The following is a 26630-nucleotide window of genomic DNA, read 5'->3' as shown; positions in this document are numbered from 1 at the left end:
ACCGCGATTATCCGAGGCTGCTGGCTAGCCCACCGGTGGGACGAAGTCCCGGGCCACCACCGTGGCCATCGCGACCACCAGCAGCAGGCAGACCACCGGCATCCATGACCGGCGGCGCAGCCGCCGCCGGAAGGAACTGAGAATCGCCCACCCCAGGCCCAACCCGGCGACACCGGCGGCCACCGCCCAGGCCAACTGCCCGGGGCTGTGGGCCACACCACTCAGCACCGTGCCGTCGGCCTCGGGGTAGTGAACCTCGGTGCGGAACTGCCCGGCCAGCGTGATCACCATCAACGTGGCCCACACCATGGCGACGGCAAGTACCGCCCGCACCACCCAGCGCTGCCAGGCAGGGCTGGGTGCCGGGGCGGTACCGTCCGGGTGGTCAGGCACGCGACCTGTTCACCGCCGAGACCACGGCCTTCAGCGAAGCGGTCAGGATGTCGGGGTCAATGCCCACACCCCAGAACACGTCGGCGTTGTCGTCCTCGCCGGTTTCGGCCTCGACGTAGGCGGCCGCCTGGGCGTCACCGCCGGCGGTGAGGGCGTGCTCGGAGTAGTCCAGCACCTTGACCTGGATGCCCAGCTGGCCCAGCGCGTCGATGAACGCCGACAGCGGGCCGTTGCCCTCACCCGAGATCGTCTTCTCTTCACCGTGCCAATTGACCACGGCGTCGATCTGGTAGTTGCCGCCGTTGGACACCTGCCGCGACTTGACGACCTCCAGCGGGGTGTTGGCGTCCAGGTACTCCTTCTTGAACTGCTCCAGGATCTCGGCCGGGGCGATCTCGCCGCCCTCGGTGTCGACATGGCGCTGGACGACGCGGCTGAACTCGATCTGCAGGCGGCGCGGCAGGTCCAGCTTGTACTCCGACTTCATGATGTAGGCCATGCCGCCCTTGCCGGACTGCGAGTTGACCCGGATCACGGCCTCGTAGGTACGGCCCACGTCGTAGGGGTCGATCGGCAGGTACGGGGCCTCCCAGTCGATCTCGTGCAGCCCGCGTCCCTCGGCCTCGGCCTGGCGTTCCAGCGCCTCCAGGCCCTTCTTGATGGCGTCCTGGTGGGACCCGGAGAAGGCGGTGTAGACCAGGTCACCGGCGTAGGGGTGGCGGGGGTGCACCGGCAGGCCGGTGCAGTACTCGACCGTGCGGCGGATCTCGTCGATGTCGGACAGGTCGACCTGCGGGTCGACGCCCTGGCTGAACAGGTTCAGCGCCAGGGTGACCAGGTCGACGTTGCCGGTGCGTTCGCCATGGCCGAACAGGCAGCCCTCGACCCGGTCGGCCCCGGCCATCATGCCCAGCTCGCTGGCCGCCACCGCGGTGCCGCGGTCATTGTGCGGGTGCAGTGAGACCGCGACATTCTCACGGTTGTTCACATGCCGGGTGAAGTACTCGATCTGGTCGGCGTAGGTGTTCGGGGTCGAGCGTTCGACGGTGGCCGGCAGGTTGAAGATGATCTCGCGACCCTCACCGGGCTGCCAGACGTCGGCGACCGCGTTGCAGACCTCGACGGCGAAGTCGGTCGGGGTCTGGGTGAAGATTTCGGGGCTGTACTGGTAGCCGAACTCGACATCACCCAGGTTGGCCTCGGCGTGCTTCATCACCAGTTCGGTGCCGCGGGTGGCCAGGGCGACGGTCTCGGCGGCGCTCATCTTGAACACCACCCGGCGGAACAGTTCGGCGGTGGCGTTGTACATGTGGATGGTGGCCCGGCGGGCCCCCACCAGCGACTCGGCGGTGCGCGAGATCAGGTCTTCCCGGGCCTGGGTCAGCACCGAGATGGTCACGTCCTCGGGGATCGCGTCCTCGGTGATCAGCTGCCGGACGAAGTCGAAGTCGGTCTGCGAGGCCGACGGGAACCCGACCTCGATCTCCTTGTAGCCCATCTTGACCAGCAGGTCGAACATGCGGCGCTTGCGGGCCGGGGTCATCGGGTCGATCAGCGCCTGGTTGCCGTCGCGCAGGTCGGTCGAGAGCCAGCGCGGCGCCTTCTCGATGCGGCGGCCCGGCCAGGTGCGGTCCGGCAGGTCGATCGGCTGGAAGGGGGTGTAGCGGTGGAACGGCATCGGGCTGGGCTGCTGGGTGGGCACAGGCTGCGGGCGCGTCCCGAACGGGTTGGTGGTGGTGCTCATGGGTGGTTCCTCACTGGGTTCCTCGGCTGGCGCGATGGTCATCGCGGTGGCGGGCACGACAGGACTCCGCAGCGAGGGGGCCGCCGGTGATCAGTCACTGGGCCTCGCTGCGGCAGTGAAGGAGCCGCAGGCCGAACATGGGGACAACATACACCACACCCGACCACCGGTTGGACCGACTCACACCCGGGCGGGTGGGACGGATTGACTGGGACCATGCCGCGACCGCTCACCCTGACCAATGTGCACCGCCTCGACCTGGACACCGGGAGCCTGTCCCGGCTGGCCGACCTGCATCTGGTCGAGGGACGCATCGCGCGGGCGCCGGGCGAGGGCGCCGAGGTCGTCGACGGCGGCGGGGGCGTGGTCATGCCGGGCTTGTGGGATGCCCACACCCACCTGGCGCAGTGGGCGATGAGCAGCCGGTGGGTCGATGTGTCGGCCGCGACCTCTCCGCAGCACGCGGCCAGGCTGATGGCCGCTGCCCTCCCCGCGGCTACCGACGACGAGCAGGTGCTGGTCGGTTTCGGTTTCCGGGACTCTACCTGGGCGCAGTCGCCGACCGCAGCCGACCTGGACGCGCAGGTTGCCGATCGTCCGGTGGTGGTGATCTCGAACGACGTGCACTCGACCTGGCTGAACAGTGCCGCACTGGCCCATTTCGGGGTGGCAGACGAGACCGGCCTGCTGCAGGAGCAGGCGGCGTTCGACCTGCAGACCAGGCTGGCGACCGCGCCGGACGAGGTCGTCGACCGGTGGGTCGACCAGGCTGCCCGGCAGGCCGCCTCGCGGGGGGTGGTCGGGGTGGTCGACCTGGGCATGGCCTGGAACCCCGGTGAGTGGCGGCGGCGCTGTGCGGCGGGGTTCTCGAACCTCCGGGTGCGGGCCGGGGTCTACCCGCAGCACCTCGGGAGGGTCGCCGACGAACGCTTGCGCGGCGGGCAGCGGCTCGACGAACTGGGCCTGGTCACGCTGGGCCCGCTGAAGATCATCACCGACGGTTCCCTCACGGCCCGCACGGCGTGGTGCCGGGAACCGTACCGGGCGACCGGCACCGGTGACCCGCTGCCGGGCCAGGAGCACGGGGTGTGCAGCGTCGAGCTCGAGGAACTGGTCTGGCTGATGCACCGCGCCACCGGCCTGGGGTTGGAGTGCGCCGTGCACGCCATCGGCGACCGGGCCGTCGCGCAGGTGCTGGACGGGTTCGCCGAGACCGGCACCCCCGGCAGCCTCGAGCACGCCCAGCTGGTGGGACCCGAGGACATCACCCGGATGGCCGCCCTAGGGGTCAGGGCCAGCGTGCAACCGGCGCACCTGCTCGACGACCGTGATGCCATGGATGCGCTGTGGGCCGGCCGCACCCACCACGCCTTCCCGCTGGCGCAGATGGCGGCGGCCGGGGTCGAGTTGGCGCTGGGCTCGGATGCCCCGGTGGCCCGGTTGGACCCGTGGCTGGCGATCGAGGTGGCGGTGCGCCGCACCCTGGGCAGCCGGGAGCCGTGGCACCCGGAGCAGGCGCTGGGCCTTTCGCAGGCGCTGAAGGCCTCCACCGGGGGCGTGGGGTCGCTGGTGGTCGGCGCGGAGGCCGACCTGGTGGTGCTGCCGGTGAACCCCTTCGAAATGCCCGCCGACCAGCTGCACGCCATCACTCCGACGCTGACGATGCTGGCCGGGCAGCTCACGTGGCAGTAGGACTCACCGGGCAGTAGCGCCCACCCGGGGAGGCTCAGCAGCCCTCGGGACCGCAGGCCTCCCCCGCCTCACCCTCGACGCTGATCAGCGCCGGCTTCTGCTGGGGCTTGAGCTCGTCCCAGGTCTGCTGCAGGGCCCGGGCGAACACCTCGGGCGGCTGCGCGCCGGACACGGCGTACTTCTCACCGAACACGAAGAACGGCACGCCGGTCACCCCGATCTGGCGGGCCAGGTCGAAGTCCTGCTGCACCTCGGCGTGGATGCCCTCGTCGGCCAGCCCCTCGGCGACCTGCTCAGCGCTGATGCCCGACTCGACGCCGATGCGGGTGAGCACCTCGACGTCGCTGATGACCTCACCCTGGGCGAAGTGGGCCGAGAACAGCTTGTGCTCGGCCGCATCCACGTCACCGCCGTGGCGTCCGATGGTCTTGAGCAGGTGGTGGGCCTTGAGCGAGTTCGCAGGCCGCACGGCCCCGAAGTCCATCGGCAGGCCCTCACCGCTGGCAGCCTGCTCGACGCCGGCGGTCATCGCCACGATCTGCTCGCGGGGCAGGCCCTTGCGTTCGGCCAAGTAGTCGATCTCGGTGCCCTCGTAGGTTTCGGGCAGCGAGGGGTCGAGCTGGTAGCTGTGCCAGACGACCTCGACATCCTCCCCGAAGGCTTCGGCCCCCTTGGCGAAGCGGGACTGGCCCACGTAGCACCAGGGGCAGGCAATGTCGGACCAGATGTCAACACGCAGACTCATGAACAAATCCTTTCACGTTCAACAAGGGCCAACGTCGGTGGGGCCGCTGTTGTTCCACGCCGCGCTTGTTCCACCCCGGGCATGGCCGGTAACCCGACACAATGGGTCCATGCGCCCGATGCTCGCCACCCACTCCCCCAGCGGCGGTGTGCCCACCGGCCCCGGGTGGACCCATGAGGTCAAGTGGGACGGCATCCGGCTGATGGCCGAGGTCCTCGACGGGGTGCTCCGGCTGCGCAACCGCAACGACATCGACGTGACGGTCACCTATCCCGAACTGCACAACGCCGCACACCTGCCCCCTGACGTGCTGCTCGACGGCGAGGTGGTCGCCGTCACCCGCGACGGCATCGCCAACCTGCAGTCCCTGGCCCCCCGCATGCACCAGCGCAACCCGCACCGGGTGGCCCGGCTGGCCGCGACCACCCCGGCCCGGTTCATGGTCTTCGACCTGCTGCGGCTGGACGGACGCCCGCTGACCGGGCTGGCGCTGGAGCAGCGCCGTGACCTGCTCGAGGGCCTGGACCTGGAGTCCAACGGCCCCGGCTGGCAGGTGCCGCCGCAGTACCACGACGGTGACCTGCTCGCCCACGCCACCCTGGCCCAGGGCCTGGAAGGGGTGATCAGCAAACGGCTCGGCTCGACCTACCAGGCCGGGGTGCGCAGCCCCGACTGGGTGAAGGTGCCCCACCGGGCCGAGTTCGTCGGGGTGATCGGCGGTTGGGTACCCGAGACCGACAACGACCGCCGGCTGGGGTCGTTGTGGATCGGCCACCCGCACGACGAGACCACCTTCGCCGAGGACGGGTTGCTCTACCCGATCACCCGGGCCGGTTCGGGCCTCGGCCATGGTGAGCGCGAGCAACTGCTCGAGGTGCTGCGCTCGATCGAGACCGACCACTGCCCGTTCGTCCCGGCATTGCACGGCCCGGACGCCCGGCGCGCGCGGTGGGTCGAGCCGATCCTGTGCGTCCAGGTGAGGTTCCTGGGCCGGGCCGGGGGTTTCAGCCGTGAGGACGCCGCCACTGCCGGCGACAACGGCCAGCTGCGCCAACCGGTGCTGCGGCGGTTGCGCCCCGAGGTGACCGCCTTGGAAGCGCCCTATGCGATGATCGAGGAGCCGACCTGATGGTCACCCACCAGCACCTGTGCCTCACCGAGCAGGGCGTCGTCGACGGATGATTCCTCCAGCCCGAGGTGGTCGTCGTAGGCGCCGATGAAGGCCTGCTCCAGTTCGTCGATGGTGACCCCGGGGGCCTCCGTGGCCACCGTGCCGACCGAGGCGACGTCGAAGGGCAGTTCGAGGGCCCGGTAGACCTCGACCAGCAGCGGGGCGATCACCTCATGGTCGTCGACGATCACCACCGAGCTGAAGAACCAGGCGTCACGCACCACCCGCTGCGCGGTGCCGACGAGTTTCACGGTGCCACGCGCGTTGACCGAGTGGGCGCCGGGGCAGAACTCCCCCGGCACCTCCCCCACCCGCGCGTCGATGCCGTAGCCACCCAGCACTTCGGCCAGCAGGTGGCCGAACACCTCGAAGCGTTCGTCCATGCCGCCGGGGGTGGGGTCACGCTGCACGTGGTCGAGCACGATGGCGTTGGCGGTGGTGGCCACCGCCCGCCCGCCGGTGGGTCGCACCACGGGGACGAAACCGGCCGCACGACAGGCCCGGGCCGCGGCGGGGAACCCGGGCCGGTTCGCGTCCCGGCGGCCGAAGGCCACCATGCGGGTGGGTCGGAAGACCCGCAGTGCGGCCTGGAGCCGGCCCGTGCGGGCGCGCTGCAGCAGGGCGTGGGAGGCGGCCATCTCCAGCGCGGGGTCGGGGTCGTGCGGGTCGGCGAGGCGACCGCGCAGCAGGTCCACTCAGAACCCCAGCCGGTTGAGGAACTTCGGGTCGCGCTGCCATTCCTTCATCACCTTGACCCGCAGGTCCAGGTGCACGGGGGTGCCCAGCAGGGCGCTGATCTGCTGGCGTGAGCGGGTGCCCAGGTCGCGCAGGCGGCTGCCCTGGTGGCCGATGATGATGCCCTTCTGGGAGTCACGTTCGACGACCAGGCTGGCGAAGATGTCGAGCAGCGGCTTGTCGTCGGGGCGGCCCTCCCGCAGTCCCATCTCGTCGACGACCACCATGATCGAGTGCGGCAGTTCCTCGCGCACCCCTTCGAGGGCGGCCTCCCGGATCAGTTCGGCGACCAGCGTCTCGGTGGGTTCGTCGGTGATCTGGCCGTCGGGGTAGAAGGCCGGGCCCTCCTCGAGCAGGCTGACCAGCACGTCCTCAACGTCGTCGAGCTGTTCACCGCTGACCGCCGAACAGGGCACGATGTGCTCGAAGCGCAGGCCCAGTTCGTCCTCGAGTTTGGTGATGGACAGCAGGTGTTCACGCAGCCGGGTGTCGCTGACTAGGTCGGACTTGGTGGCCAGGGCCACCAGCTTGGGGCGGCGTTCGAGCTTGGCGATCTCGCTGACCAGGTAGGTGTCGCCGGGGCCGATGCGCTGGTTGGCCGGCAGGCACACCCCGATGATGTCGACCTCGGTCCAGGTGTCCCGGACCAGGTCGTTGAGGCGTTCCCCGAGCAGGGTGCGGGGCTTGTGCAGGCCCGGGGTGTCGATCAGCACCAGCTGCGCGTCGGGCCGGTTGACCACGCCGCGGATCGCGTGGCGGGTGGTCTGCGGCTTGGACGAGGCGATCGCGATCTTCTCCCCGACCAGGGCGTTGGTCAGGGTGGACTTGCCGGCATTGGGTCGGCCCACGAAGCAGGCGAAACCGGACCGGAAGCCCTCGGGCCGGTCACCGACCAGCAGGTTGGACGGGTCAAGCGTCATCGGTCGACTCCTCGTCGGCGGGTTCGGGTTCCGGTGCGCGGCGCACCAGGCAGGTGTCGATCTGGTGGCGTCGTCCCACGGCCTTCTCGGCGGTGATCTCGATGCCCTCCCAGATGATCTGGGTTCCGGGGATCGGCACCACGTTCAGCAGCTTGGCCATCAGGCCACCGACGGTTTCGACCTCGTCGTCGTCGGCGCTGAGGCCGAACAGCTCGGCCATGTCGTCGACCGACATCCGTGCCGAGATCCGGTAGGTGCCCTCGTCGACCTCTTCGGTGTGGGTGGGTTCGGCGTCGTACTCGTCGACGATCTCGCCGACGATCTCTTCGAGGATGTCCTCGATGGTCGCCAGCCCCGCGGTGCCCCCGAACTCGTCGACGACCAGCACCAGGTGGTTGCGGTCACGCTGCATGTCGCGCAGCACCTCGTCGACCGGCTTGGAATCGGGCGAGAAGCTGACCGGGCGCACCAACTGGTCGACCGACTCATTCTGGGCGGCCTCAGGGTGGTCGTAGATGCGTCGGGTGATGTCCTTGAGGTAGATGATGCCCAGCACCTCGTCGAGACCGGCCTCACCGACGACCGGGATGCGGCTGAAGCCCGAACGCAGGGCCAGCGACTGGGCCTGGCGCAGCGTCTTGTCCGCGGCGATGAAGACCACGTCAGTGCGGGGCACCATCACCTCCCGCAGCAGGGTGTCACCCAGGTCGAAGACCGAGTGGATCATCTTGCGTTCACCGTCCTCGATCAGGTCGCTGGCCTCGGCGATGTCGACCATTTCGCGCAGTTCCGCCTCGGACGAGAACGGGCCGTCGGCGAACCCGCGTCCGGGGGTCAGCGCATTGCCGAGCAGGATCATCAGCTGCGGGATGGGCCCGAGCACGGTGTTCAGCCCGGAGATCAGCCCCGAGGTCCTGGTGGCGATCGATTCGGCCCGCTGGCGGCCCAGGGTGCGCGGCGCCACGCCCCACATGATGAAGGAGACCACCACCATCACGCCGATGGCGATGAGCAGTTGCAGCCCGAAGTTCTGGATGTGGCGGAACACCACCAGGCTGACCAGCACGATCGTGGAGATCTCGAAGATCGTGCGCACGAACATGACGGTGTTGACGTAGGGGGCGGGGTCCTGGGCGATGTCGCGCACCCGGGCGCTGGCCCGGCGGCCGTCCTCGGCGAGCTTGTCGGCCCGCGAGCGTGACATGGACTGCAGGGCGGCGTCGGCGGCCTGGAAGACACCGGCCAGGATCGCGCAGGCCAGCGCGACACCCAGCAGGACCCAATCCTGGGTGCTCATCAGCCTCAGGCCCCCAGTTTGCGCCGTTGCCAGGCGGCGATCAGCTTGTCGTTGAGCCCGAACATGACTTCCTTCTCGGCGGGCTCGGCGTGGTCGTGGCCGAGCAGGTGCAGCAGGCCGTGGATGAGCAGGTACTCGGCCTCTTCGTCGGGCCGGCGCCCGTTCTCGGCGGCCTGGCGGCTGGTGACCTGCGGGCACAGCACGATGTCACCGAGGTGCCCCTTCGGGGGGTCGTCGTCGGGGTCGGGTGCGCGCAGCTGGTCCATCGGGAAGCTCATCACGTCGGTCGGGCCCGGCAGGTCCATGTACTTCTCGTGGTAGCTGGCCATCGTCTCTTCGTCGACCAGCAGGATGTGCAGGTCGCTGCGCGGGTGGATGCGCAGTTCGTTCATCGCGAAGCCGGCCAGGGCCACCAGGCCCAGCTCGTCGGCGGTCTCGCCGGACTCGTTGTTCAGGTCGATCATGGTCAGGCTCCGCGGTCGTGGTCAGGGCGCCGCCGCGGGGGGCGTTCGGCAGTGGTGCGGGTGACGTCGTACTGGTCGTAGGCCTGCACGATGCGACCCACCAGCTTGTGGCGCACCACGTCGTGGTTGGTCAGTTGGCAGAACGCGATGTCGTCGACCCCGTCGAGGATCTGCTGGACCTCGCGCAGGCCGCTGAGTTGGCCGCCGGGCAGGTCGATCTGGGTGATGTCACCGGTGACGACCATCCGGGAGCCGAACCCGAGGCGGGTCAGGAACATCTTCATCTGTTCCATCGAGGTGTTCTGGGCCTCGTCGAGGATGATGAAGGCGTCGTTGAGGGTGCGGCCGCGCATGTAGGCCAGCGGGGCGACCTCGATGGTGCCCGAGGTGAGCAGCTTGGGCACCGACTCAGGGTCGACCATGTCGTGCAGCGCATCGTAGAGCGGGCGCACGTAGGGGTCGATCTTGTCGTTGAGAGTGCCGGGCAGGAAGCCGAGCTTCTCACCGGCCTCGATGGCCGGGCGGGTCAGGATGATCCGGTTGACCAGCTTCTGCTGCAGCGCCTGGACGGCCTTGGCCATGGCCAGGTAGGTCTTGCCGGTACCGGCCGGGCCGATGCCGAAGACCACCGTGTGCTGGTCAATCGCATCGACGTAGCGCTTCTGGTTCAACGTCTTCGGACGAACGGTCTTGCCGCGCCCCGACAGGATGTTCTGGGTGAGCACTTCGGCCGGCGCCACCTCGGCGCCGGTCGAGGTCATCTGGACGACCCGCTCCACCGTCTCGGAGGTCAGGCCCTGGCCGGTGCGCAGGATGGTGACCATCTCAGTGAGCACGTCGACGGCCAGCCCGATCTGTTCGGCCGAGCCGGTCAGCGTGACAGTGTTGCCACGCACGTGGATGTCGGCGTCGAGGTCGCGTTCCAGCAGGCGCAGGAACTCATCGCGCGGCCCGAGCATGTTGACCATCGGGATCGAGACCGGGATGTCGAACTGGCGGCTGCCGGGCAGGGCGCCCACTGCGGCCACTCGGCGGGGTTGGTTGGGGTCGGTCTGGCTGGTCAGGGTGAATCCTCCGTGGGTGGTGTGGCCTCCATCCTAGAGCAGCGCCCGCACAGCAGCAGGGTGCGTGGGGCGGTAGCCTCGTCCGGTGGCCCTGAACCTGCGCTCGATCCTGGCCGACACCCGACCCCTGACGCGGCCGGAGTTCCGCCGGCTGTGGGTGGCCTACATCATCACCACGATCGGGGCGCAGTTGACGGTGGTCAGCGTGCCGGCGCAGTTGTGGAGCATCACCGAGGACTCCTTCTACGTGGGCCTGACCGGGGTGTTCGGGCTGGTGCCGCTGATCATCTTCGGGTTGTGGGGTGGCGCCATCGCCGATGCCTTCGACCGGCGCACGGTGCTGGTCGTGGCCACCCTCGGGCTGGTCGTGACCGGGTTCGGGTTCTTCCTGCAGTCGTGGCTGAACCTGAACAATGTCTGGCTGATCCTCGGGTTGTTCGCGGTGCAACAGGCCTTCTTCGGCCTGAACTCCCCGGCCCGCACCGCGATCCTGCCCGACCTGGTGGCACCCGAGGAGTTGACCGCCGCCAACGCCCTCAACACCACGGTGCTGACCTTCGGTGGCATCGCCGGGCCCTTGGTCGGCGGCTCCCTGATCCCCGTGCTGGGGTTCGACCTGCTCTACCTGGCCGACGCGGTGTTCCTGCTGGCGACCCTGTACGCAGTGGTCAGGCTGCACCCGATGCCACCGGCCACCCAGCCCCGGGGCGGGCAGAAGCCGGCGGCGGGACTGCGTTCGATCATCGCGGGGCTGCGCTACACGTGGCTGAACAAGATCATCCTGGTCAGTTTCGTGGTCGACCTGATCGCCATGGTCTTCGGCATGCCCCGCATCCTGATCCCGCAGGTCGCCAATGTCGACTTCGGTGGCCCGCTGGCCGGTGACTGGCGGATGGCGGTGCTCTATGCCGCGATGCCGGCCGGGGCGTTCCTGGGTGGGGTGTTCAGCGGCTGGGTGGGGCGGGTGACCCGGCAGGGTCGGGCGATCGTGCTGGCCATCGGGGTGTGGGGCCTGGCGATGGTCGGCTTCGGGTTGTCGGTCACCTTCGCCGGTGGCCGGGTCTGGCCCTGGTTCCTGGGGGCGGTCGGCTTCTTCCTGCTGGGTGGCATCGCCGACATGGTCTCGGCGGCCTTCCGGCAGACGATGCTGCTGCAGGCGGCCACCGCCGAGGTCCGCGGACGCATCCAGGGGGTGTTCTTCGTCGTGGTGGTCGGCGGGCCCAGGCTGGCCGACATCATCCACGGGGCACCGGCGGGCGTCTTCGGCGCCGGCCCGACCTCAGCGGCCGGTGGCGTGCTGGTGATCATCGGGGTCGCGATCGCTGCCGCGCTGACGCCGGCCTTCTGGCGCTACACCGTCACCCATCCGCGCCACAGTGACGCCTGAGCCGACCGGCCCGACTCAGTCCTGGTCGTCGTTGTCCAGGTGGTCGTCGGTGATGATGTGCATCGCGGCTTCCTCGGCCGAGGCCGCGCCGCCGGCGAAACCGACGTCCTCACCGACGGCTTCGTCCTCGGTGTCGATCGCGTCGTAGCCGCCCGCGTGGGCGACCAACCGACCGGCGCGCTGGTCACCGACCTGACGGCGCTCCTTCAGCGGGTTCCAGTCGGCGTCCTCGTCGGGGTCGGAGCGTCGACGCTCGGGTTCCTCCTGCTTGATGCGCATCTCCAGGGTCTCGCCCTGGCGCATCTCGGCGGCGGTGTTGCCGAAACCCTGCGCGGGAGAGTAGTCGAAGGGGGCGATGATGCCCTCGTCAAGGGCGTCATCCACACCACGATCAATCAACGTCTCTGTTGGTTGCAGCTGCTCGATGACTCGATCCTCGGCAGCCTCTGTTTCGTAGATGGCTTCCATGAACCGATTCTGCCACGCTTTGTCGGCGCCCGGGCGGTGCCCCACCCGTTGCCAGCCTGATCACAGCGGACGAGGGGCGCCGCTGTGACCAACTTCACCGCGCACCAACCAGCGCCTACACTCACCCGGGTGACCACGACGAGCCCCACCCCCACCCGCAGCAGCCCGGCCTACGCCCAGCGTGGCTCGGCCTATTTCGACGTGCTGGTCGCCGGCATGGCGGTGGTGATCGTGCTGTCGAACATCGGCGCCTCCAAGGGGGTGCAGTTCGGCCCGGTGGTCACCGACGGCGGGTTCTTCCTGTTCCCGCTGGCCTACATCCTCGGTGACGTGATCAGCGAGGTCTACGGATTCCGGGCAGCTCGGCGCGCCACGCTGGTCGGCTTCGCCGCCTCTGCGCTGGCGGTGTTCAGCTTCTGGGTGATCATTGCCCTGCCCGGCTTCACCGACGACTACGGCCTGGCCAAGCAGGAGGCCCTCGAGGTGGCGCTGGGCCCGGTCTGGCAGATCGTGGTGGCCAGCATGGCCGGCTTCGTCGCCGGGCAGTTGTCGAATGCGTGGGTGATGAGCCGGATGAAGGCCCGCAGCCAGGAGAAGGGGCTGGTGGCCCGGCTGATGGGCTCGACCGGGGTCGGTGAGGCCATCGACACGATCCTGTTCTGCACGATCGCCGCCACCGCCATCGGCATCACCACGCTGGGACAGTGGGCCAGCTACGTCTTCTTCGGTTTCCTGTGGAAGACCCTGGTCGAGTTCGCGCTGGTGCCGCTGACCCGCGTGGTGATCGGACGGCTGAAGCAGCGCGAGCCCAGTTACCAGGCCGCGCTGCTCCAGTCCTGAGCCTGCTCAGCCGAGCAGTTCGGTGCCCTTCGCGATGTAGGAAGCCATCTCCGCCGGGGGCACCATGCCGCCGCCGGTGGCCCACGCCAGGTGCGTCGCCCGGGCCATGGTCGCCTCGTCGAACCCAAACCGGTCGCGGTACTCGGCATCGGCCAGCACCCGCCAGGGGCCGGGGAAGCCGGCAGCGGCCGACGGTTCGATCTCCAGGTCCTCGGTCTGCTTCAGTATCGCGATGATGCGGTACAGCTCGTCGTCGTCGACGCTCAGGTAGCCGTCGAGCAGGTGCTGCATCGCGGTGCCCACGAAACCGGAGGCCCGGCCCACGGCCAGCCCGTCGGCGGCGGTGACATTGTCGATGCCGAAGTCCTGCACGCTGACGGCATCGTGCTGACCGGTGTAGACGCCCAGCATCATGCACGGCGAGTGGGTGGGCTCGCTGAAGATGCAGTGCACGTTGTCGCCGAAGACACTCTTCAGGCCGAAGGCCACTCCCCCGGGGCCACCACCGACACCGCAGGGCAGGTAGACGAACAGCGGGTGCCGCTCGTCCACGGTGACGTCGAGGGACTGGAACTGGCCGGCCAGGCGTCGCCCGGCCACCGCGTAGCCCACGAACAGGCTCTTGGAGTTCTCATCGTCGACGAAGTAGGCCATAGGGTCACGCTTGGCCTCCTCACGGCCCTGGGCGACAGCCACGGAGTAGTCCGACTCGTACTCCACGACGGTGACGCCGTGGGAACGCAGCCGGTCCTTCTTCCACTGCCGGGCGTCCGAGGACATGTGGACGCTGGCCTGGAACCCGAGCTGGGCGCTCATGATGCCGATGGACAGGCCCAAGTTGCCGGTCGAGCCGACGGCCACCTTGTACTGGCCGAAGAACTCCCGCGCCTGGTCGGTGTTGAGCTTGCGGTAGTCGTCGTCCAGGGTGATCAGCCCGGCTTCGAGCGCGAGCGACTCGGCGTGCTGCAGCACCTCGTAGATGCCGCCGCGGGCCTTGATCGAGCCCGAGATCGGCAGCTGGCTGTCGAGTTTGGCCCACAGCTTGCCGGGCAGGTCGGCCCCGAAGTGCTGGGCGAGGCGCTGCTGGGCCGCCGGGACCCCGACCAGCGGGGATTCCAGGATGCCGGCGCTGCGACCAGTTTCGGGGAAGACGTCGACCAGGTAGGGCGCGAACCGCTTCAGGCGGGCGGCCGCGTCATCGATGTCGGCGACGGTGAGGCCCACCTCGGGCAGGGCGTCGGCGGTGGCCTTCACGGCCGGGTTGAACCAGGTGAGTTCCTGCAGTTCCCGCATCGGGGCGATCAGGGGGAACTCGGCCACCCAGTCGGTCAGCGGCTTTCCGAGAATTGTTTCTGACATGGGTTTCTCCTTACAGGACGAGGTTGACGACCATGGCGCCACCCAGGCCCACCACCGAGGCAATGGTGGTGGCGACGGTGAGCGTCTTCAGGGCTTGCGGCACCGACATGTGCAGGTATTCCTTCACCATCCAGAACAGCGAGTCGGTGACGTGGGTCAGGCCGATGGCACCGGCGCCGATGGCGATCGCCATGGTGGCCGGGGCGATGTCGGGGTTGAGGGCCAGCATCGGCAACACGATGCCCGCGGCGCTGATCATGGCGACCGTGGCCGAGCCGACGGCGAAGTGCAGCACCAGCGCGATCAGCCAGGCCAGGATGACGGGGCTGATGGCCAGGCCCGACAGCGCGGTGGCCAGGGCCGGGGCGATGCCGCTGGCGGTGAGCACTGCGTTGAAGGCGCCACCGGCACCGATGATCAGCAGGATGCCGGCGATCGGCGCGAAGCTGGACTCGGTCAGCTTGAGCACCTCGTCGCGGTTCATGCCCCGGCTGAAGCCGAGCGAGAAGTAGGCGAACAGCACCGACAGCAGTAGCGCGGTGATCGGGCTGCCGACCAGCGAGATGATCCGACCGGCCAGCGACTCCTCGGAGACGAACTCCAGGGCGATGGTGCGGGTGACCATCAGCAGCAGCGGCATCAGCACGGTCAGCAGCGTGATCCCGAAGCCGGGCAGTTCCCGGTCGGTGGTCTCGGCCTTGGCCTCGACGGCCTCCTCGGCCGGGGCTGCCTCGCCGACCACGTCGTCCTTGATGGCGAAGTGGGCGTACAGCGGGCCGGCGATCAGGGCGGCGGGCAGGCCGACCAGGATGCCGGCGATGATGACCGTGCCGATGTCAGCACCCAGGGTGCCGGCGATGGCTGTGGCCGCCGGGTGGGGCGGCAGGATGCAGTGCACGATCATCAGCGACACGGCCAGCGGAATGCCCACCTTGATCCGTGAAATGCCGGCCTCCTTGGCCACCACGAACACCAGTGGCACCAGCAGGACGAACCCGACCTCGACGAAGACCGGGATACCGGTGATGAAGCCCAGGATCGACATGGCCAAAGTGGCCCGTTTCGTGCCCAGGGCATTCAACATCGTGGAGGCCAGTCGTTCGGCACCACCGGAGACCTCCAGCAGCTTGCCGAGGATGGCCCCGAACCCGATGATCAGGGTGAGGAACCCGAGTGTACCGCCGACGCCATCCTCGAGCACATCGGTGATCTCACCCAGGGGCACCCGCGCCACCAGGGCGGTGACGAAGGCGGCAATGATCAACGCCAGCGAGGCGTGCAGCTTGAACTTGATGATGAGCACGATGATCAGCGCAATCGCACCGATCAGCGTGGCAACCAACGCAGGAGTACTCATGAGTGGCCTCTCGAAGGTATCTGTTTGGTTCGAGATGCTAGGACTGCGCCCAGAGCTGAATTCAGTTACCCCCATGGAAGTGATTTCTCAACATAGTTGAGAATGTTCATTGTGATTTCACTGTGATTCTCGTCACGCATTGTGTGACGGGTCACCCTTCGTGCCTTGACCCTGCCTGCAGTGACCCTGTCAGCGCAGCGAACCGAACAGTCGGCGCTGCTCGGCCTCGTGGCGCAGGGCGCGGGTGTCGGCGTCGCGGTGCTGTGCCACCTGGTCCCACTGGATGCGCGCGAACCAGCGCCGCAGGCTGGTCCAGCGGCTGGGCCGGCTGTGCGGCACCACTGCCGCGCGCCGGGTGGCCTGGAGTGTGCCCACTCGGACCGGGTGGGCCCGGGTCGCCATCGTTGTCATCGGAGTGCCTCTCGTCGTGGTGTTGACTCCACCCTAGGAGTGGTTCCGGACGACATCTGGTCAGAATTGGTGACACGATGGGGCAATGTTCCCCGACTCCGGACCCACTGCCCGCGCGCTGCTGGCGCTGGAGGTGCTGCAGAACCGTCCGGGTGCCACGGCCGCCCAGATCGGTGAGCGCCTGGGCGTCTCGGAGCGGGCCGCGCGGCGCAGCATCACCACCCTGCGCGACATCGGGGTGCCGATCGAGTCGGAGCGGGGACCCTGCGGCGGCTACCGGCTGGGCAGGGGGCTGCGGCTGCCCCCGCTGCTGTTCAGCGCCACCGAGGCGCTGGGCCTGGTGATGGCCGCGCTGGACGGGACGCACACCGGTGGTGGCCTGTCGGAGCCGGTCGAGCAGGCCCTGGGCAAGTTGGTCGGCGCGTTGCCCGAACGGGTCGGTCACCCGGCGGCGCTGATGATCCAGCACGCCCGGACCTCGTCGAGCCACCAGCGGGTCGACACCGACCCGGAGGTCATCACCGCCGTCATCGCTGCGGTGGCCGGCCACACCCAGCTCGAGCTGGACTACACCACCGAACACAGGCACTGGCGAGAACGCGTCGACCCGTGGGCGGTGGTGGTCCGGTTCGGCAAGTGGTACCTGCTGTGCCATTCGCACCGGGTCAAGGCGGTGCGCACCTACCGCATCGACCGGATCAGTGAGGTGGTCGACACCGGGGTGACCGCGGAGGTGCCCGAGGGGCTGGACCCGGTCGCCGAGTTCGAGAAGAACCTGGCGATGGGGTGGCGCTACCCGTTCCAGGTCACCTTCGATGCGCCGCTGGAGCAGGTGAAGCACTGGATCGGGCCGTCCATGGGCCGGCTCAGCCCCCACCCCGACCACCCCGGGCGCTGCGTTCTGGTCGGCAGCACCAGCACCCCGGACGCCTTCGCCGCCGAGTGGTTGGCCGAGATCCCGCACGACTTCAGCATCGACGAGGGCCCGGAACTGCAGGCGGCGATGGCCCAGCTGGTCACCCGGCTGGCGGCATCCCTGCACCCGCTGGACCCGCCAAGCGGGCCCGATCCGAGTTGACGCCCGCTAGCTGTACTGGCCGGGGCCGTAGAACCGGCCCATGAACTCCTCGCGGTAGGCCTCGAAATCACCGGCGGCCATCGCCGCCCGAATGTTGTCGACCAGCCGCACCGTGAACCGTTCGTTGTGGATGGTGGCCAGGGTCGCCGAGAGCATCTCCTTGGCCTTGAACAGGTGGTGCAGGTAGGCGCGGGTGTAGTGCGTGCAGGTGTAGCAGTCGCAGCCCTCCTCCAACGGCACGAAGGCCCGCCGCGACGCGGCGGTGTTCACGTTGTAGCGCCCGTCGGCGGTGTAGATCGCCGCGTTGCGGGCCACCCGGGAGGGGTTGACGCAGTCGAAGGTGTCGGCGCCGGCGGCGCAGGCAGCGAAGAAGTCGTCCGGTTCGCTGATGCCGAGCAGGTGTCGTGGCTTGTCGAAGGGCAGTTCCTCGGCGACCCAGCCGACGATGGTGCCCAGGTTCTCCTTCTCGAGCGCACCGCCGATCCCGAAGCCGTCGAAGCGTTGCCCGTCGACCTCCATGGCACCGAGGTCGCGGGCGGCCCGGCGCCGGAGGTCTTCGTACTGGGCGCCCTGCAGCACCCCGAACAGCGCCTGGTACGGCTTGTCTGCGCGTTCCTCGGTGAGGCGGCGGTGCTCGGCCAGGCAGCGGATCGCCCACAGCCGGGTGCGTTCGAGCGACTCCTCCTGGTAGGCGCGGGTGTTCATCAGGGTGGTCAGCTCGTCGAAGGCGAACATGATGTCGGCGCCCAACTGGTGCTGCACCTGCATCGAGACCTCCGGGGTGAAGCGGTGCTTCGACCCGTCGAGGTGGCTCTTGAAAGTGACCCCGTCGTCGTCGACGTGGGCCAGGCGTTCCTTGCCCTCGGCGATGACCTGGTCGTCGGTGACCCGGTCGGTGCCCATCGCCAGCACCTTCTTGAAGCCCGCCCCCAGGCTCATCACCTGGAAGCCCCCCGAATCGGTGAACGTCGGCCCGGGCCAGTTCATGAACCGGCCGAGCCCGCCGGCGGCATCGACGATGTCGGCGCCGGGCTGCAGGTAGAGGTGGTAGGCGTTGGCCAGCACCGCCTGGGCCCCCAGGTCGGCGACCGCTTCGGGGACGACGGCTTTGACCGTGGCCTTGGTGCCGACCGCCACGAAGGCGGGGGTGGCGATCTCACCGTGCGGGGTGTGGATCACCCCGGTGCGGCCCAACCCGTTGTCGAGCACCGCACCGGGGGTGAACCCGAAGTCCGTGGCGGTCATGACGTCGCCCCGCTCGTGGCACCGCCGTGCTGCTGGGCGGCGAGCAGTTGCAGTTGCACCAGCGCCACCGCGCCGGCGGTGGAGGCCCGCAGCACGTGCTCACTGATCAGCACCGGCGTGGCGCCGGCGGCTTCCAGTTCGGTGAGTTCCTCGGGGCTGATGCCGCCCTCGGGGCCGACCAGCACGGTCACCGGGCCTTCCGCGGGCAGCCTCACCTCGGCGATCGGGGTGGTCGCCTCCTCATGGGCGACCAGCACCAGCCCGCCGACCGCACGCAGGTGCGCGAGCAGGTTCCTGAGCGTGATCACCTCGGGGTGCACCTGCGGCACCCAGGCGCGCCGGGACTGCTTGGCGGCCTCCCGCGCGGTGGCCTGCCATTTGGCGAGTCCCTTGTCGGCCTTGGCGTCCCACTTGACGATGCTGCGCCGCGACTGCCAGGCGCTGAGCTGGTGCACGCCGACCTCGGTCAGGATCTCGACCGACAGGTCGCCGCGCTCACCCTTGGCCAGGGCCTGGACGACGCGCCAGACCCAGCGCGGCTCGGGCAGCTGGTCGATGCCCATCACCTGCCCGGTCAGGGTCTTCTGGTCGACGGCCTCGACCTGCACCCGCAGCATGCGGCCCTGGCCGTCGCTCACCAGAATCGACTCCCCCACCCGGGTGCGCTTGACGGCCACCGCGTGGCGGCCCTCGTCCCCGGACAGGGTGAAGCTGTCGCCCACCCCGGCCCGGGCGACCTGGTCGGGCTCGCCGAGGTAGAGCGCGTCGGTCATCCGCCGAAGGCTTCCTTGATGCGCCCGAAGACACCCTTGTGGCCCTTGTCGGGCTCGGAGCTGATGCTGGTCTCGTCGCGGACCTCGGCCAGCTGGCGCAGCAGGTCACGCTGCTGGTCGTCCAGCTTGGTGGGGGTCTGGACGACGAAGGTGATGCCCAGCTCGCCTCGTCCGCCGCCGCGCAGCCGGGGCACGCCACGGTTGGGGATGGCGATGCGGGTGCCGGACTGGGTGCCGGCCGGCACCTCGACGTTGACCTGGCGGTCGGCCGGGTCGGAGTCGTCGCGTTCGGCTTCCAGGGTGGTCACCGGGATCCTGGTGCCCAGCGCGGCAGCGGTCATCGGGATGCGCAGCGCCAGTTCGAGGTTGTCACCGTCGCGGGTGAACACGTCGTGGTTGGCCACGACCAGCTCGACGTACAGGTCGCCGGCCGGACCACCGCCGGGGCCGACCTCACCCTGGGACTCCAGGTGGATGCGGTTGCCGGTGCTGACCCCGGCCGGGATCTTCACGCTGATCTGGCGCTTGTGGCGCACCCGGCCCTCACCGGAGCACTCACCGCAGGGCTGCGGGATCACGGAGCCGTAGCCGCGGCACTGGGGGCAGGGCTGCGAGGTGCGGATGTCACCCAGGAAGGAACGCTGCACCGAGGTGACGTCTCCGCGGCCGTGGCAGGTGGCGCAGGTGACCGGCTCCGAGCCCTCCTCGGCGCCCGACCCGGTGCACTTGGGGCAGACCACGGCGGTGTCGATGGTCAGCGGCTTGGTGACCCCGAAAGCGGCCTCGGCCAGGGTCAAGCTCTGGCGCACCAGCGCATCCTGCCCGCGGCGGGTCCGCGAGCGCGGCCCGCGCTGGGCCTGGGCACCGAACATGGCATCGACCAGGTTGGTGAAGTCGAACCCACCGGCGCCGCTGGTGAACCCACCACCGAAACCACCGAAGTCTTGGAAGCCAGCGCCACCGCCGCGCCCGTTGGGGTCGCCACCGCGGTCATAAATTGCCCGCTTGTGCTCGTCGTGCAGGACCTCGTAGGCCTCCTGCACCTCCTTGAACTTCTCGGCCGAGTCAGCGTCGCTGGCGACGTCGGGGTGCACCTTCATGGCCATCTTGCGGTAGGCCTTCTTGATCTGTTCGGGGGTCGCATCGCGGGGAACCCCGAGCACCTCGTAGTAGTCACGGCTCATCTGAGTGGTGTCATCCTTCCGCCAGGAAACGGCCCAGGTAGCGTGCCACCGCACGCACCGAAGCAATGGTCGTGGGGTAGTCCATCCGGGTGGGGCCCATCACGCCCAGGCTCGCCGAGGTGTGGCCCGGCTCACCATACGGGCTGGCCACCAGCGAGGTCGACTGCAGGCCCTCGTAGGGGTTCTCCTGCCCGATCCGGACGGTCACGTCGTCGGTGTCCACCCGGGTCTCGCCGAGCAGCCGCAGCAGGACGACCTGCTCCTCCAGCGCTTCCAGCACCGGTTGGACGGCCGTCTCGAAGTTCTCGGCGAACCGGGTCAGGTTCGGCACACCGGCCACCACGATCCGGGCGCTGGGGTCGGTGGCCAACATTTCGAGCAGGGTCGCCACCACGGTGCTGGTGTGCACCCGGTCGGCGTTCGGGGTCTCCTCGATGACGGTGTTCAGCCGGTCGGCGGCCACCGTCGGCAGCTGGTCGGCGACCGCCACGTTCAGCCGTTGGCGCAATGCCGCCAGTTGGTCCTCGGTGTGGGTCGGCAGGTCGAGCACCCGCTGCTCGACCCGCCCGGTGGAGGTGATCAGCACCACCAGGGCCCGGTCGACGGTCAGCGAGACCAGTTCGACGTGGCGGACCACCGCGGCGTCGGTGCTGGGGTACTGGACGATCGCGACCTGGCGGGTGAGCTGGGCCAGCAGCCGTACCGTCCGCGAGACGATGTCGTCGAGGTCGACCGCGCCGCTCATGAAGGTGGTCACCGCCCGCTTCTCGGCCGCCGACAGCGGCTTGACCGCCCCGAGGCGGTCCACGAACAGGCGATAGCCCTTGTCAGTGGGGATTCGTCCGGCGCTGGTGTGGGGTTGGGTGATGTAGCCCTCGTCCTCGAGGACGGCCATGTCGTTGCGGACGGTGGCCGCCGAGACGCTCAGGTTGTGGCGTTCGACCAGGGCCTTCGACCCGACCGGCTCACGGCTGGAGACGTAGTCGGTGACGATGGCTCGCAGCACGTCCAGCTTGCGGTCGTCCATCCCCACGCACCTCCTTGACCGGTCCCGGCCACCAGCTCCTCCCGGGCCGCCATTGTTGGCACTCCGGGCAAACGAGTGCCAGTCTACTCCGATTCGTGGGGTGCTCGTTTCGTGGCAGGCTGGGGGCGTGGACTCTCGTGACGTGCAGTGGACGACCAGTACCTGGCAGCCGGTGGCAGACGACATCTGGGTGATGGCCTGCGAACCTGCCGGGGTGAACATCGGCCTGGTCGTCGGCTCCGAGCACGTGCTGCTCGTCGATGCCGGCTCCAGCCCCGACCACGGCCGGGCGATCGCCGAGTCGGCCCGTGACCTGGTGGGGCGCCCGGTCGACCGGGTGGTGATCACCCACGGCCACTGGGACCACTTCCACGGGCTGGGCGGCATTCCCGGGGCCGAGTCCTACGGTCACGAGCAGTTGCTGGCCGACCTCGAGGAGGCCCGTTCCCAGCCGGGGACCCCCGCCGGGCTGGTGGCGCCGACCAGGCCGTTCTCGCTGGTGCACGCCCTCGACCTGGGTGGCCTGCGGGTCGAGCTGCTGCACTTCGGGCCCGCCCACACCCAGGGTGATGTGCTGGTGCAGGTGCCGGCCCGCAGGGTGTGGTTCACCGGTGACCTGCTCGAGACCTCCGGTGACCCGCAGGTCGGCCCGGAGTCGACCATCGAGAAGTGGCCGATGGCCCTGGACGGCATCCTCGGTGGCGCCGACGAGACCAGCGTCTTCGTCCCCGGCCACGGGCCGGTGGCCACCCACCTGCAGGTCTTCGAGCAGCGGGCCCACATCTCCACCCTGTACGGGTCGGCCGAGGCGCTGGTCAACCGTGGGGTGCGGCTGGAGCAGGCACTCGAGGCGATCGACACCCCGACCCTGCCCGGCGGCAGCCCGCACCCGGGCGCCTCGGAATGGGAGTGGTACTTCAGCCCCGACACCGTCAAGGCGGCGCTGCCGCTGCTCTACGCCGAACTGGCCGGCCACGGCCAGGTGCCCCGGACGAAGCTGCCGCTGATCACACCCTGAGGTCGAGCAGCCGCTTGATGGTGGGCACCAGTTCGGGGTGGCCTACGGCCAGCAGGCCCTTCTCGGTGCTGCCGGCCTGGTAGGGGCTGCCGGTCCAGCTGAACACTCCCCCGCCGGCCTCGGCGACCAGCAGGGCGCCGGGGGCGTGGTCCCAGGGCTTGTTGTTGACGTAGAGCAGGAAGTCGTTGGAGCCGTTGGCGATGTCTGGGTAGTCGACCCCGCAGCACCACTTGCTCAGGTGGAACTGCAGTTCACCGCCGGTGTCGGTGTCCAGCAGCCGCTGGCGGCTGGTGCGCCCCTGCGGGGTGCCGGTGACCGGCCGCCGCTTGGTCAGCTTCTGCCCGTCGAGGAAGGCGCCGGCCCCGAGTTCGGCGATGTAGTCGTGGCCCAGCGCCGGCTGGTGGATCCAGGATCGGGTGGTGACCCCGTGCTTGAGTTCGGCGACCATGACGGCGTGTTCGACCTTGCCCTCGGTGAAGTTCTTGGTGCCGTCGATCGGGTCGACCAGGAAGGCGTGTTCGGCGGTGCCGACGCGGTCGAGCAGCCGCGGGTTCTCGAAGGTGGCCTCCTCGCCGATGACCACGCAGTCGGGGTAGGCGGCCAGCAGGTGGGCGGTGATCGCTTCTTCCGCCTCGCGGTCGGCGACGGTGACCAGGTCTGCGGGGCCGTCCTTCTCGATGATCTCGTCGTCGGCCAGCGCACGGAAGCGTGGGTTGATCACGTCGTCGGCAACCTGCTTGATCATGTCCATCACTGCTTCGGTGTCCATTGCTCTCCCCTGTGTGCAAGGCCTCGGAGTCGGCCGGGTCTCTGGGGTGAAGTCAACCAGTAGCGCTGGTCAGGTCACGAACCGGAGTCCAGATCTCGACTGCTGCGCGCCTCGGCGAGCCGGTCGGCACTCGCGGCCAGCTGGTGGGCGGTGTCGTCCAGTTCCTGGTCGGCGGCCGCGAGCCGGTCGTCGGCGCCGGTGAGTTTCTCGTCGGCCTGCTGCAGGTGGTCCTCGGCCCTGGCCAGGGCCTGCCGGGCCGCCTCCAGGTCGGCCCGGGCCTGGTCGCGGCGCAGCACCGCCTCCTCGCGGGAGGTCTGCGCCCGGGCCTGGGCCTGCAGGGCTCGTTCTTGGGACCGGGTGGCCCGGTCGTGGGCGCGTTCGGCGTGCTGGTGGTCCTGCTGGGCCCGGGCCAGGGCTTGTTCGGCGCGCTCCCTGGCGTGTTCCCGGGCCTGTTCGGGGTCGGGTTCGTCCGTCGGGGTCGGGTGGTCGGTCGGGTCGGGCACGACGCTGAGGTGGGAGCGGTCCCTGGGAGCGGCCGCGGCCGGGTCGGCGGCCAGCGCCTGGTCGAGGTCGACCGGGCCGAAGCCGGCGTAGCTGAGTGGTCGGGCCAGGCACCCCGAGCGGACGACGCGCTCAGCCTCGGGGTCGGCCAGTGCCGCGGTGAGGGTCTGGCGCACCTCGTCCAGGCTCGTGGGGCTGGGGTGAACGCCCAGGGAGTTGAGCAGCGCGACCAGGTCCTTGATGACCTGGTCCTCCAGGGCGCGGCGCTGCGCCCCGAAGGTGGCCAGTTCGGTGACGCTGAGTGCGGCCTGGGCCTGCCGCATCGGTTCACCCAGGTCGAGGAAGTCGAGCAGGGGTTCCAGCGGGGCGCGGACGGCGCGGTTGAGGTGGCTGGCCGCGACGGTGGGCCGGCGCAGCGCCTTGACCTGCTGGGCAAGCTCGGACTGTTTGAGGGCGCGGGCCTGCTTGGCCCACGCGTCGCGGCGCGTGACGAATTCGCCGGGGTCGAGGGAGTAGAGCTCGTCGGCGATCATGCGCAGCGGCGGCATCGTCGGGGTGTCAGCCACGCGCGTGTTTCCCCTTCAGTCCATCGGGTGGTCGGCGGTGACGAAGTCGATCAGCTTCTCGACCTCGGTGACCAACCGGGCGTCCAGGTCACGGTAACTGGTGACCCGGCCCAGCAGTGCCCGCCAGAAGTGGGCGACGTCGGCCTGGGTCTGGTGCGGCTGCTTCAGCGCGGCCAGGGTGCCCCTTTTGAAGTCGACGTCCCGGGGCACCTCGGGCCACTTCTTCAGCCCGATCTGTTCGGGTTTCACCGCGTGCCAGATGTCGATGTAGTCGTGGCCGGTGACCATCACCAGGTCCTTGTAGCCGGCCCGGGCGACCTGGGCGGCGATGCGGGACTCCTTCGAGCCGGGCACCAGGTGGTCGACCAGCACCCCGAGCCGGCGCCCGGGGGCGGGGTTGAAATCGGCGACGATGGCGGGCAGTTCGTCGATGCCGCCCATGAATTCGACGACCACCCCGACGTGGCGCAGGTCGTCCCCCCAGACCTTCTCGACCAGTTCGGCGTCGTGGCGGCCCTCGACGTACAGGCGTGAGGGCAGGGCGACCTTCGGCCGGGTGGGGGTCACATCGGCGCGGGACCCCGACGCGGTGTAGGTCGGTTTCGCCTTCCCCTGGCGCAAGGGGACCCGCAGGTTCACCGGCTTGCCCTCGACCCAGAAGCCGGGGCCGACGGGGAAGGAACGCTTGGCGCCGCGGCGGTCCTCCAGGATGACGATGCCGTTCTCCCAGCCGATGACGGCCCCGACGAAACCGGAGCTGGGGTCCTCGACGACCAGCCCTTTCTCGAGGGGGACGTCGGTGGCGGTCGGTCGGGCGTCCTTGCGCCAGCCGGGCTTGAGGACGTCACCGGAGTATCGATTCACGTCAGCAGAGGTTACCCGGTGGTGGTCGTCCGGTGGTGGTGACCGGGCCGGGGTCACCCGGCCGTGCCGGCCCGGTCATGGGGGTCACAGGGTGATGCCGACGTACTTGGTCTCCAGGTACTCCTCGAGGCCCTCGTGGCTGCCCTCCCGGCCGAGTCCGGACTGCTTGACGCCCCCGAAGGGGGCGGCGGGGTTGGAGACCAGCCCGGTGTTCAAGCCGACCATGCCGGACTCGAGCCGTTCGACCGCGCGGATGGCTCGTCCGATGTCGCGGGAGTAGACGTAGGCCATCAGCCCGAACTCGGTGTCATTGGCCAGCCGGATGGCCTCGTCGTCGTCGGCGACCTCCACGATGCCGGCGACGGGGCCGAAGATCTCCTCGCGCAGCAGCCGGGCGTCGCGAGGCACCCCACCGAGCACGGTGGGTTCGAAGAAGTAGCCCGGACGATCGAGTTGCGCTCCCCCGGTCAACACCTTCGCGCCGCGTTCTACGGCGTCGGCGGTGAGTTCGGCGACCTTGTCGAGGGTGGCCTGGTCGACCAGCGGGCCCAGGGTGGTGCCGTCCTCGATTCCGGGGCCGACGACCAGCGCGCGGGTGGCGGCGACCAGTTTCTCGGTGAACTCGGCGACCACGTCGCGGTGGACGTAGAACCGGTTGGCGGCGGTGCAGGCCTCACCGTTGTTGCGGAACTTGGCGACCATGGCGCCCTTCACGGCGGCGTCGACGTCGGCGTCAGCGAGCACCAGGAAGGGGGCGTTGCCGCCCAGTTCCATGGAGGTGCGCAGCACGTGGTCGGAGGCCTGTTCGAGCAGGGAACGGCCGACCTCGGTGGAGCCGGTGAAGGTGAGCTTGCGCAGCCGTGGGTCGGCCAGGATCGGTGCGGAGACCTCCCGGGAGAGGGAGCTGACCACGCAGTTCACCACCCCGGCGGGCAGCCCGGCCTCAGCCAGGGTCGCCATCAGGTAGAGCATCGTCAGCGGGGTGGCCGAGGCGGGCTTGATCACCATGGTGCAGCCAGCCGCCAGGGCGGGGCCAATCTTGCGGGTGCCCATGGCCAGCGGGAAGTTCCACGGGGTGATGGCGTAGACGGGGCCGACCGGCTGCTTGAGGGTGAGGATGCGGTTGCCGCCGCTCGGGGCGCTGCTCCAACGGCCCTCGATGCGGCAGGCCTCCTCGGCGAACCAGCGCAGGAACTCCGCGCCGTAGGTGACCTCGCCGAGGCCCTCTGCCAGGGGCTTGCCCATCTCGAGGCTCATCAGGGCGGCGAAGGTGTCCTTGCGGGCGGTGACCAGTTCGAAGCTGCGGCGCAGCAGTTCGGCGCGGTCGCGGGGGTCGGTGGCGGCCCAGTCCTCAGCGGCGGCGCAGGCGGCGTCCATGGCGGCCCGGGCGTGGTCGGCGCCGGCGTCGCTGACGCTGGCCAGGGGTTGTCCGGTGGCGGGGTTGATGACCTCGAAGGTCTGGTCGGTGGTGACCCACTGCCCGCCGATGAACTGCCCGAACGGGACGGCGGCCAGGACCTGGGCAACGTTGACGGCGCTCATGTCGGCGAGCCTACCG

Annotated in this window: 26 protein-coding genes; 6 read left to right on the top strand and 20 right to left on the bottom strand. The window is 69.5% G+C overall.

Translation table 11 applies throughout. The annotated features are described in order from the left end of the window. Positions 1 to 24: 24 nt before the first annotated feature. Together ACQE3C_RS05515 and leuA are read right to left on the bottom strand one after the other, a co-directional pair. Entirely contained in the window at positions 25 to 393 is a 369-nt protein-coding gene (locus tag ACQE3C_RS05515; RefSeq protein ID WP_434538172.1) for a hypothetical protein, read from the bottom strand. Beyond that, a complete protein-coding gene (leuA, locus tag ACQE3C_RS05510; RefSeq protein WP_434538171.1) occupies positions 386 to 2137 on the bottom strand; it encodes a 2-isopropylmalate synthase in 1752 nt (583 codons plus the stop codon). Before leuA ends, ACQE3C_RS05515 begins: the two co-directional genes overlap by 8 nt. A gap of 216 nt (positions 2138 to 2353) precedes the next feature. Between leuA and ACQE3C_RS05505 the strand changes: the two genes are divergently transcribed. Next, the gene (locus ACQE3C_RS05505) at positions 2354 to 3829 is read left to right on the top strand and encodes an amidohydrolase (protein ID WP_434538170.1); all 1476 of its coding nucleotides are present in this window, start codon (positions 2354 to 2356) and stop codon (positions 3827 to 3829) included. Positions 3830 to 3863: 34 nt separating this feature from the next. On the opposite strand, the gene ACQE3C_RS05500 is transcribed toward ACQE3C_RS05505, so the two are convergent. Next, on the bottom strand, positions 3864 to 4574 hold the full coding sequence (locus ACQE3C_RS05500; protein ID WP_434538169.1) for a DsbA family oxidoreductase: 711 nt from the start codon (positions 4572 to 4574) through the stop codon (positions 3864 to 3866). A 109-nt stretch (positions 4575 to 4683) separates the two neighbouring features. Here ACQE3C_RS05500 and ACQE3C_RS05495 point away from each other — a divergent pair, with 109 nt between their 5' ends. Continuing rightward, positions 4684 to 5703, top strand: a complete 1020-nt coding sequence (locus ACQE3C_RS05495; protein WP_434538168.1) for a DNA ligase — start codon at positions 4684 to 4686, stop codon at positions 5701 to 5703. On the opposite strand, the gene ACQE3C_RS05490 is transcribed toward ACQE3C_RS05495, so the two are convergent. From ACQE3C_RS05490 to ACQE3C_RS05470, 5 genes are read right to left on the bottom strand one after another with little or no spacing between them, the layout of a single operon-like run. Beyond that, positions 5676 to 6440 carry a lipoate--protein ligase family protein gene (locus ACQE3C_RS05490; protein ID WP_434538167.1) on the bottom strand — a complete coding sequence of 255 codons (765 nt, stop codon included), beginning with the start codon at positions 6438 to 6440 and terminating at the stop codon, positions 5676 to 5678. The two genes, ACQE3C_RS05495 and ACQE3C_RS05490, sit on opposite strands and share 28 nt — an antisense overlap. After that, positions 6441 to 7400, bottom strand: coding sequence for a GTPase Era (gene era, locus ACQE3C_RS05485; RefSeq protein ID WP_434538166.1), 960 nt, complete (start codon positions 7398 to 7400; stop codon positions 6441 to 6443). Continuing rightward, on the bottom strand, positions 7390 to 8697 hold the full coding sequence (locus tag ACQE3C_RS05480; protein ID WP_434538165.1) for a hemolysin family protein: 1308 nt from the start codon (positions 8695 to 8697) through the stop codon (positions 7390 to 7392). The genes era and ACQE3C_RS05480 overlap by 11 nt, the downstream gene beginning before the upstream one ends. Positions 8698 to 8702: 5 nt before the next feature. Continuing rightward, on the bottom strand, positions 8703 to 9161 hold the full coding sequence (gene ybeY, locus ACQE3C_RS05475) for an rRNA maturation RNase YbeY (protein WP_434538164.1): 459 nt from the start codon (positions 9159 to 9161) through the stop codon (positions 8703 to 8705). A 2-nt stretch (positions 9162 to 9163) separates the two neighbouring features. After that, entirely contained in the window at positions 9164 to 10129 is a 966-nt protein-coding gene (locus ACQE3C_RS05470) for a PhoH family protein (RefSeq protein WP_434538240.1), read from the bottom strand. Between the two features lie 181 nt (positions 10130 to 10310). Between ACQE3C_RS05470 and ACQE3C_RS05465 the strand changes: the two genes are divergently transcribed. Beyond that, positions 10311 to 11612, top strand: coding sequence for an MFS transporter (locus ACQE3C_RS05465; protein WP_434538163.1), 1302 nt, complete (start codon positions 10311 to 10313; stop codon positions 11610 to 11612). Between the two features lie 15 nt (positions 11613 to 11627). Here the strand turns inward: ACQE3C_RS05465 and ACQE3C_RS05460 are convergent, their stop codons facing one another. Next, positions 11628 to 12080: a DUF5709 domain-containing protein gene (locus tag ACQE3C_RS05460; RefSeq protein ID WP_434538162.1), complete on the bottom strand. Its 453-nt coding sequence runs from the start codon at positions 12078 to 12080 to the stop codon at positions 11628 to 11630. 129 nt (positions 12081 to 12209) lie between these two features. Between ACQE3C_RS05460 and ACQE3C_RS05455 the strand changes: the two genes are divergently transcribed. Further along, complete coding sequence (locus tag ACQE3C_RS05455; protein WP_434538161.1) at positions 12210 to 12920, top strand: queuosine precursor transporter; 711 nt, start codon at positions 12210 to 12212, stop codon at positions 12918 to 12920. A gap of 6 nt (positions 12921 to 12926) precedes the next feature. On the opposite strand, the gene ACQE3C_RS05450 is transcribed toward ACQE3C_RS05455, so the two are convergent. The 3 genes from ACQE3C_RS05450 to ACQE3C_RS05440 form a co-directional block, all read right to left on the bottom strand. Continuing rightward, complete coding sequence (locus ACQE3C_RS05450; RefSeq protein WP_434538160.1) at positions 12927 to 14279, bottom strand: D-serine ammonia-lyase; 1353 nt, start codon at positions 14277 to 14279, stop codon at positions 12927 to 12929. Positions 14280 to 14289: 10 nt separating this feature from the next. After that, positions 14290 to 15636 (bottom strand): gluconate:H+ symporter, encoded by a 1347-nt coding sequence (locus tag ACQE3C_RS05445; RefSeq protein WP_434538159.1) that lies wholly within the window; start codon positions 15634 to 15636, stop codon positions 14290 to 14292. A 189-nt stretch (positions 15637 to 15825) separates the two neighbouring features. Further along, the gene (locus ACQE3C_RS05440; protein WP_434538158.1) at positions 15826 to 16011 is read right to left on the bottom strand and encodes a hypothetical protein; all 186 of its coding nucleotides are present in this window, start codon (positions 16009 to 16011) and stop codon (positions 15826 to 15828) included. Between the two features lie 121 nt (positions 16012 to 16132). Between ACQE3C_RS05440 and ACQE3C_RS05435 the strand changes: the two genes are divergently transcribed. Further along, complete coding sequence (locus tag ACQE3C_RS05435; RefSeq protein ID WP_434538157.1) at positions 16133 to 17125, top strand: helix-turn-helix transcriptional regulator; 993 nt, start codon at positions 16133 to 16135, stop codon at positions 17123 to 17125. Positions 17126 to 17131: 6 nt separating this feature from the next. On the opposite strand, the gene tgt is transcribed toward ACQE3C_RS05435, so the two are convergent. Genes tgt through hrcA form a run of 4 tightly spaced genes read right to left on the bottom strand, consistent with a single transcriptional unit; the run spans position 17132 to position 21354 of the window. Continuing rightward, positions 17132 to 18370 (bottom strand): tRNA guanosine(34) transglycosylase Tgt, encoded by a 1239-nt coding sequence (gene tgt / locus ACQE3C_RS05430; protein ID WP_434538156.1) that lies wholly within the window; start codon positions 18368 to 18370, stop codon positions 17132 to 17134. After that, complete coding sequence (locus ACQE3C_RS05425) at positions 18367 to 19143, bottom strand: 16S rRNA (uracil(1498)-N(3))-methyltransferase (RefSeq protein WP_434538155.1); 777 nt, start codon at positions 19141 to 19143, stop codon at positions 18367 to 18369. Before ACQE3C_RS05425 ends, tgt begins: the two co-directional genes overlap by 4 nt. Further along, entirely contained in the window at positions 19140 to 20327 is a 1188-nt protein-coding gene (gene dnaJ / locus ACQE3C_RS05420) for a molecular chaperone DnaJ (protein ID WP_434538154.1), read from the bottom strand. The genes ACQE3C_RS05425 and dnaJ overlap by 4 nt, the downstream gene beginning before the upstream one ends. Positions 20328 to 20337: 10 nt before the next feature. Then, positions 20338 to 21354 (bottom strand): heat-inducible transcriptional repressor HrcA, encoded by a 1017-nt coding sequence (gene hrcA / locus ACQE3C_RS05415; RefSeq protein ID WP_434538153.1) that lies wholly within the window; start codon positions 21352 to 21354, stop codon positions 20338 to 20340. Between the two features lie 127 nt (positions 21355 to 21481). On the opposite strand from hrcA, the gene ACQE3C_RS05410 reads away from it, so the two are divergent. Next, complete coding sequence (locus ACQE3C_RS05410; protein ID WP_434538152.1) at positions 21482 to 22372, top strand: MBL fold metallo-hydrolase; 891 nt, start codon at positions 21482 to 21484, stop codon at positions 22370 to 22372. On the opposite strand, the gene ACQE3C_RS05405 is transcribed toward ACQE3C_RS05410, so the two are convergent. From ACQE3C_RS05405 to ACQE3C_RS05390, 4 genes are all read right to left on the bottom strand, one after another. Further along, on the bottom strand, positions 22362 to 23141 hold the full coding sequence (locus ACQE3C_RS05405; protein ID WP_434538151.1) for an inositol monophosphatase family protein: 780 nt from the start codon (positions 23139 to 23141) through the stop codon (positions 22362 to 22364). The genes ACQE3C_RS05410 and ACQE3C_RS05405 overlap by 11 nt on opposite strands. 74 nt (positions 23142 to 23215) lie before the next feature. Then, on the bottom strand, positions 23216 to 24208 hold the full coding sequence (locus ACQE3C_RS05400; RefSeq protein WP_434538150.1) for a hypothetical protein: 993 nt from the start codon (positions 24206 to 24208) through the stop codon (positions 23216 to 23218). Positions 24209 to 24223: 15 nt separating this feature from the next. Beyond that, positions 24224 to 25072 carry a DUF3097 domain-containing protein gene (locus ACQE3C_RS05395; protein WP_434538149.1) on the bottom strand — a complete coding sequence of 283 codons (849 nt, stop codon included), beginning with the start codon at positions 25070 to 25072 and terminating at the stop codon, positions 24224 to 24226. A gap of 84 nt (positions 25073 to 25156) precedes the next feature. Further along, on the bottom strand, positions 25157 to 26614 hold the full coding sequence (locus ACQE3C_RS05390) for an NAD-dependent succinate-semialdehyde dehydrogenase (RefSeq protein ID WP_434538148.1): 1458 nt from the start codon (positions 26612 to 26614) through the stop codon (positions 25157 to 25159). Positions 26615 to 26630 lie beyond the last annotated feature (16 nt).

This window comes from Aestuariimicrobium sp. Y1814 (assembly GCF_050113895.1).
GTDB lineage: Bacteria > Actinomycetota > Actinomycetes > Propionibacteriales > Propionibacteriaceae > Aestuariimicrobium.
The sequence above is the reverse complement of the archived record's forward strand: the minus strand, read 5'-3'. Positions and strand labels throughout refer to the sequence as shown.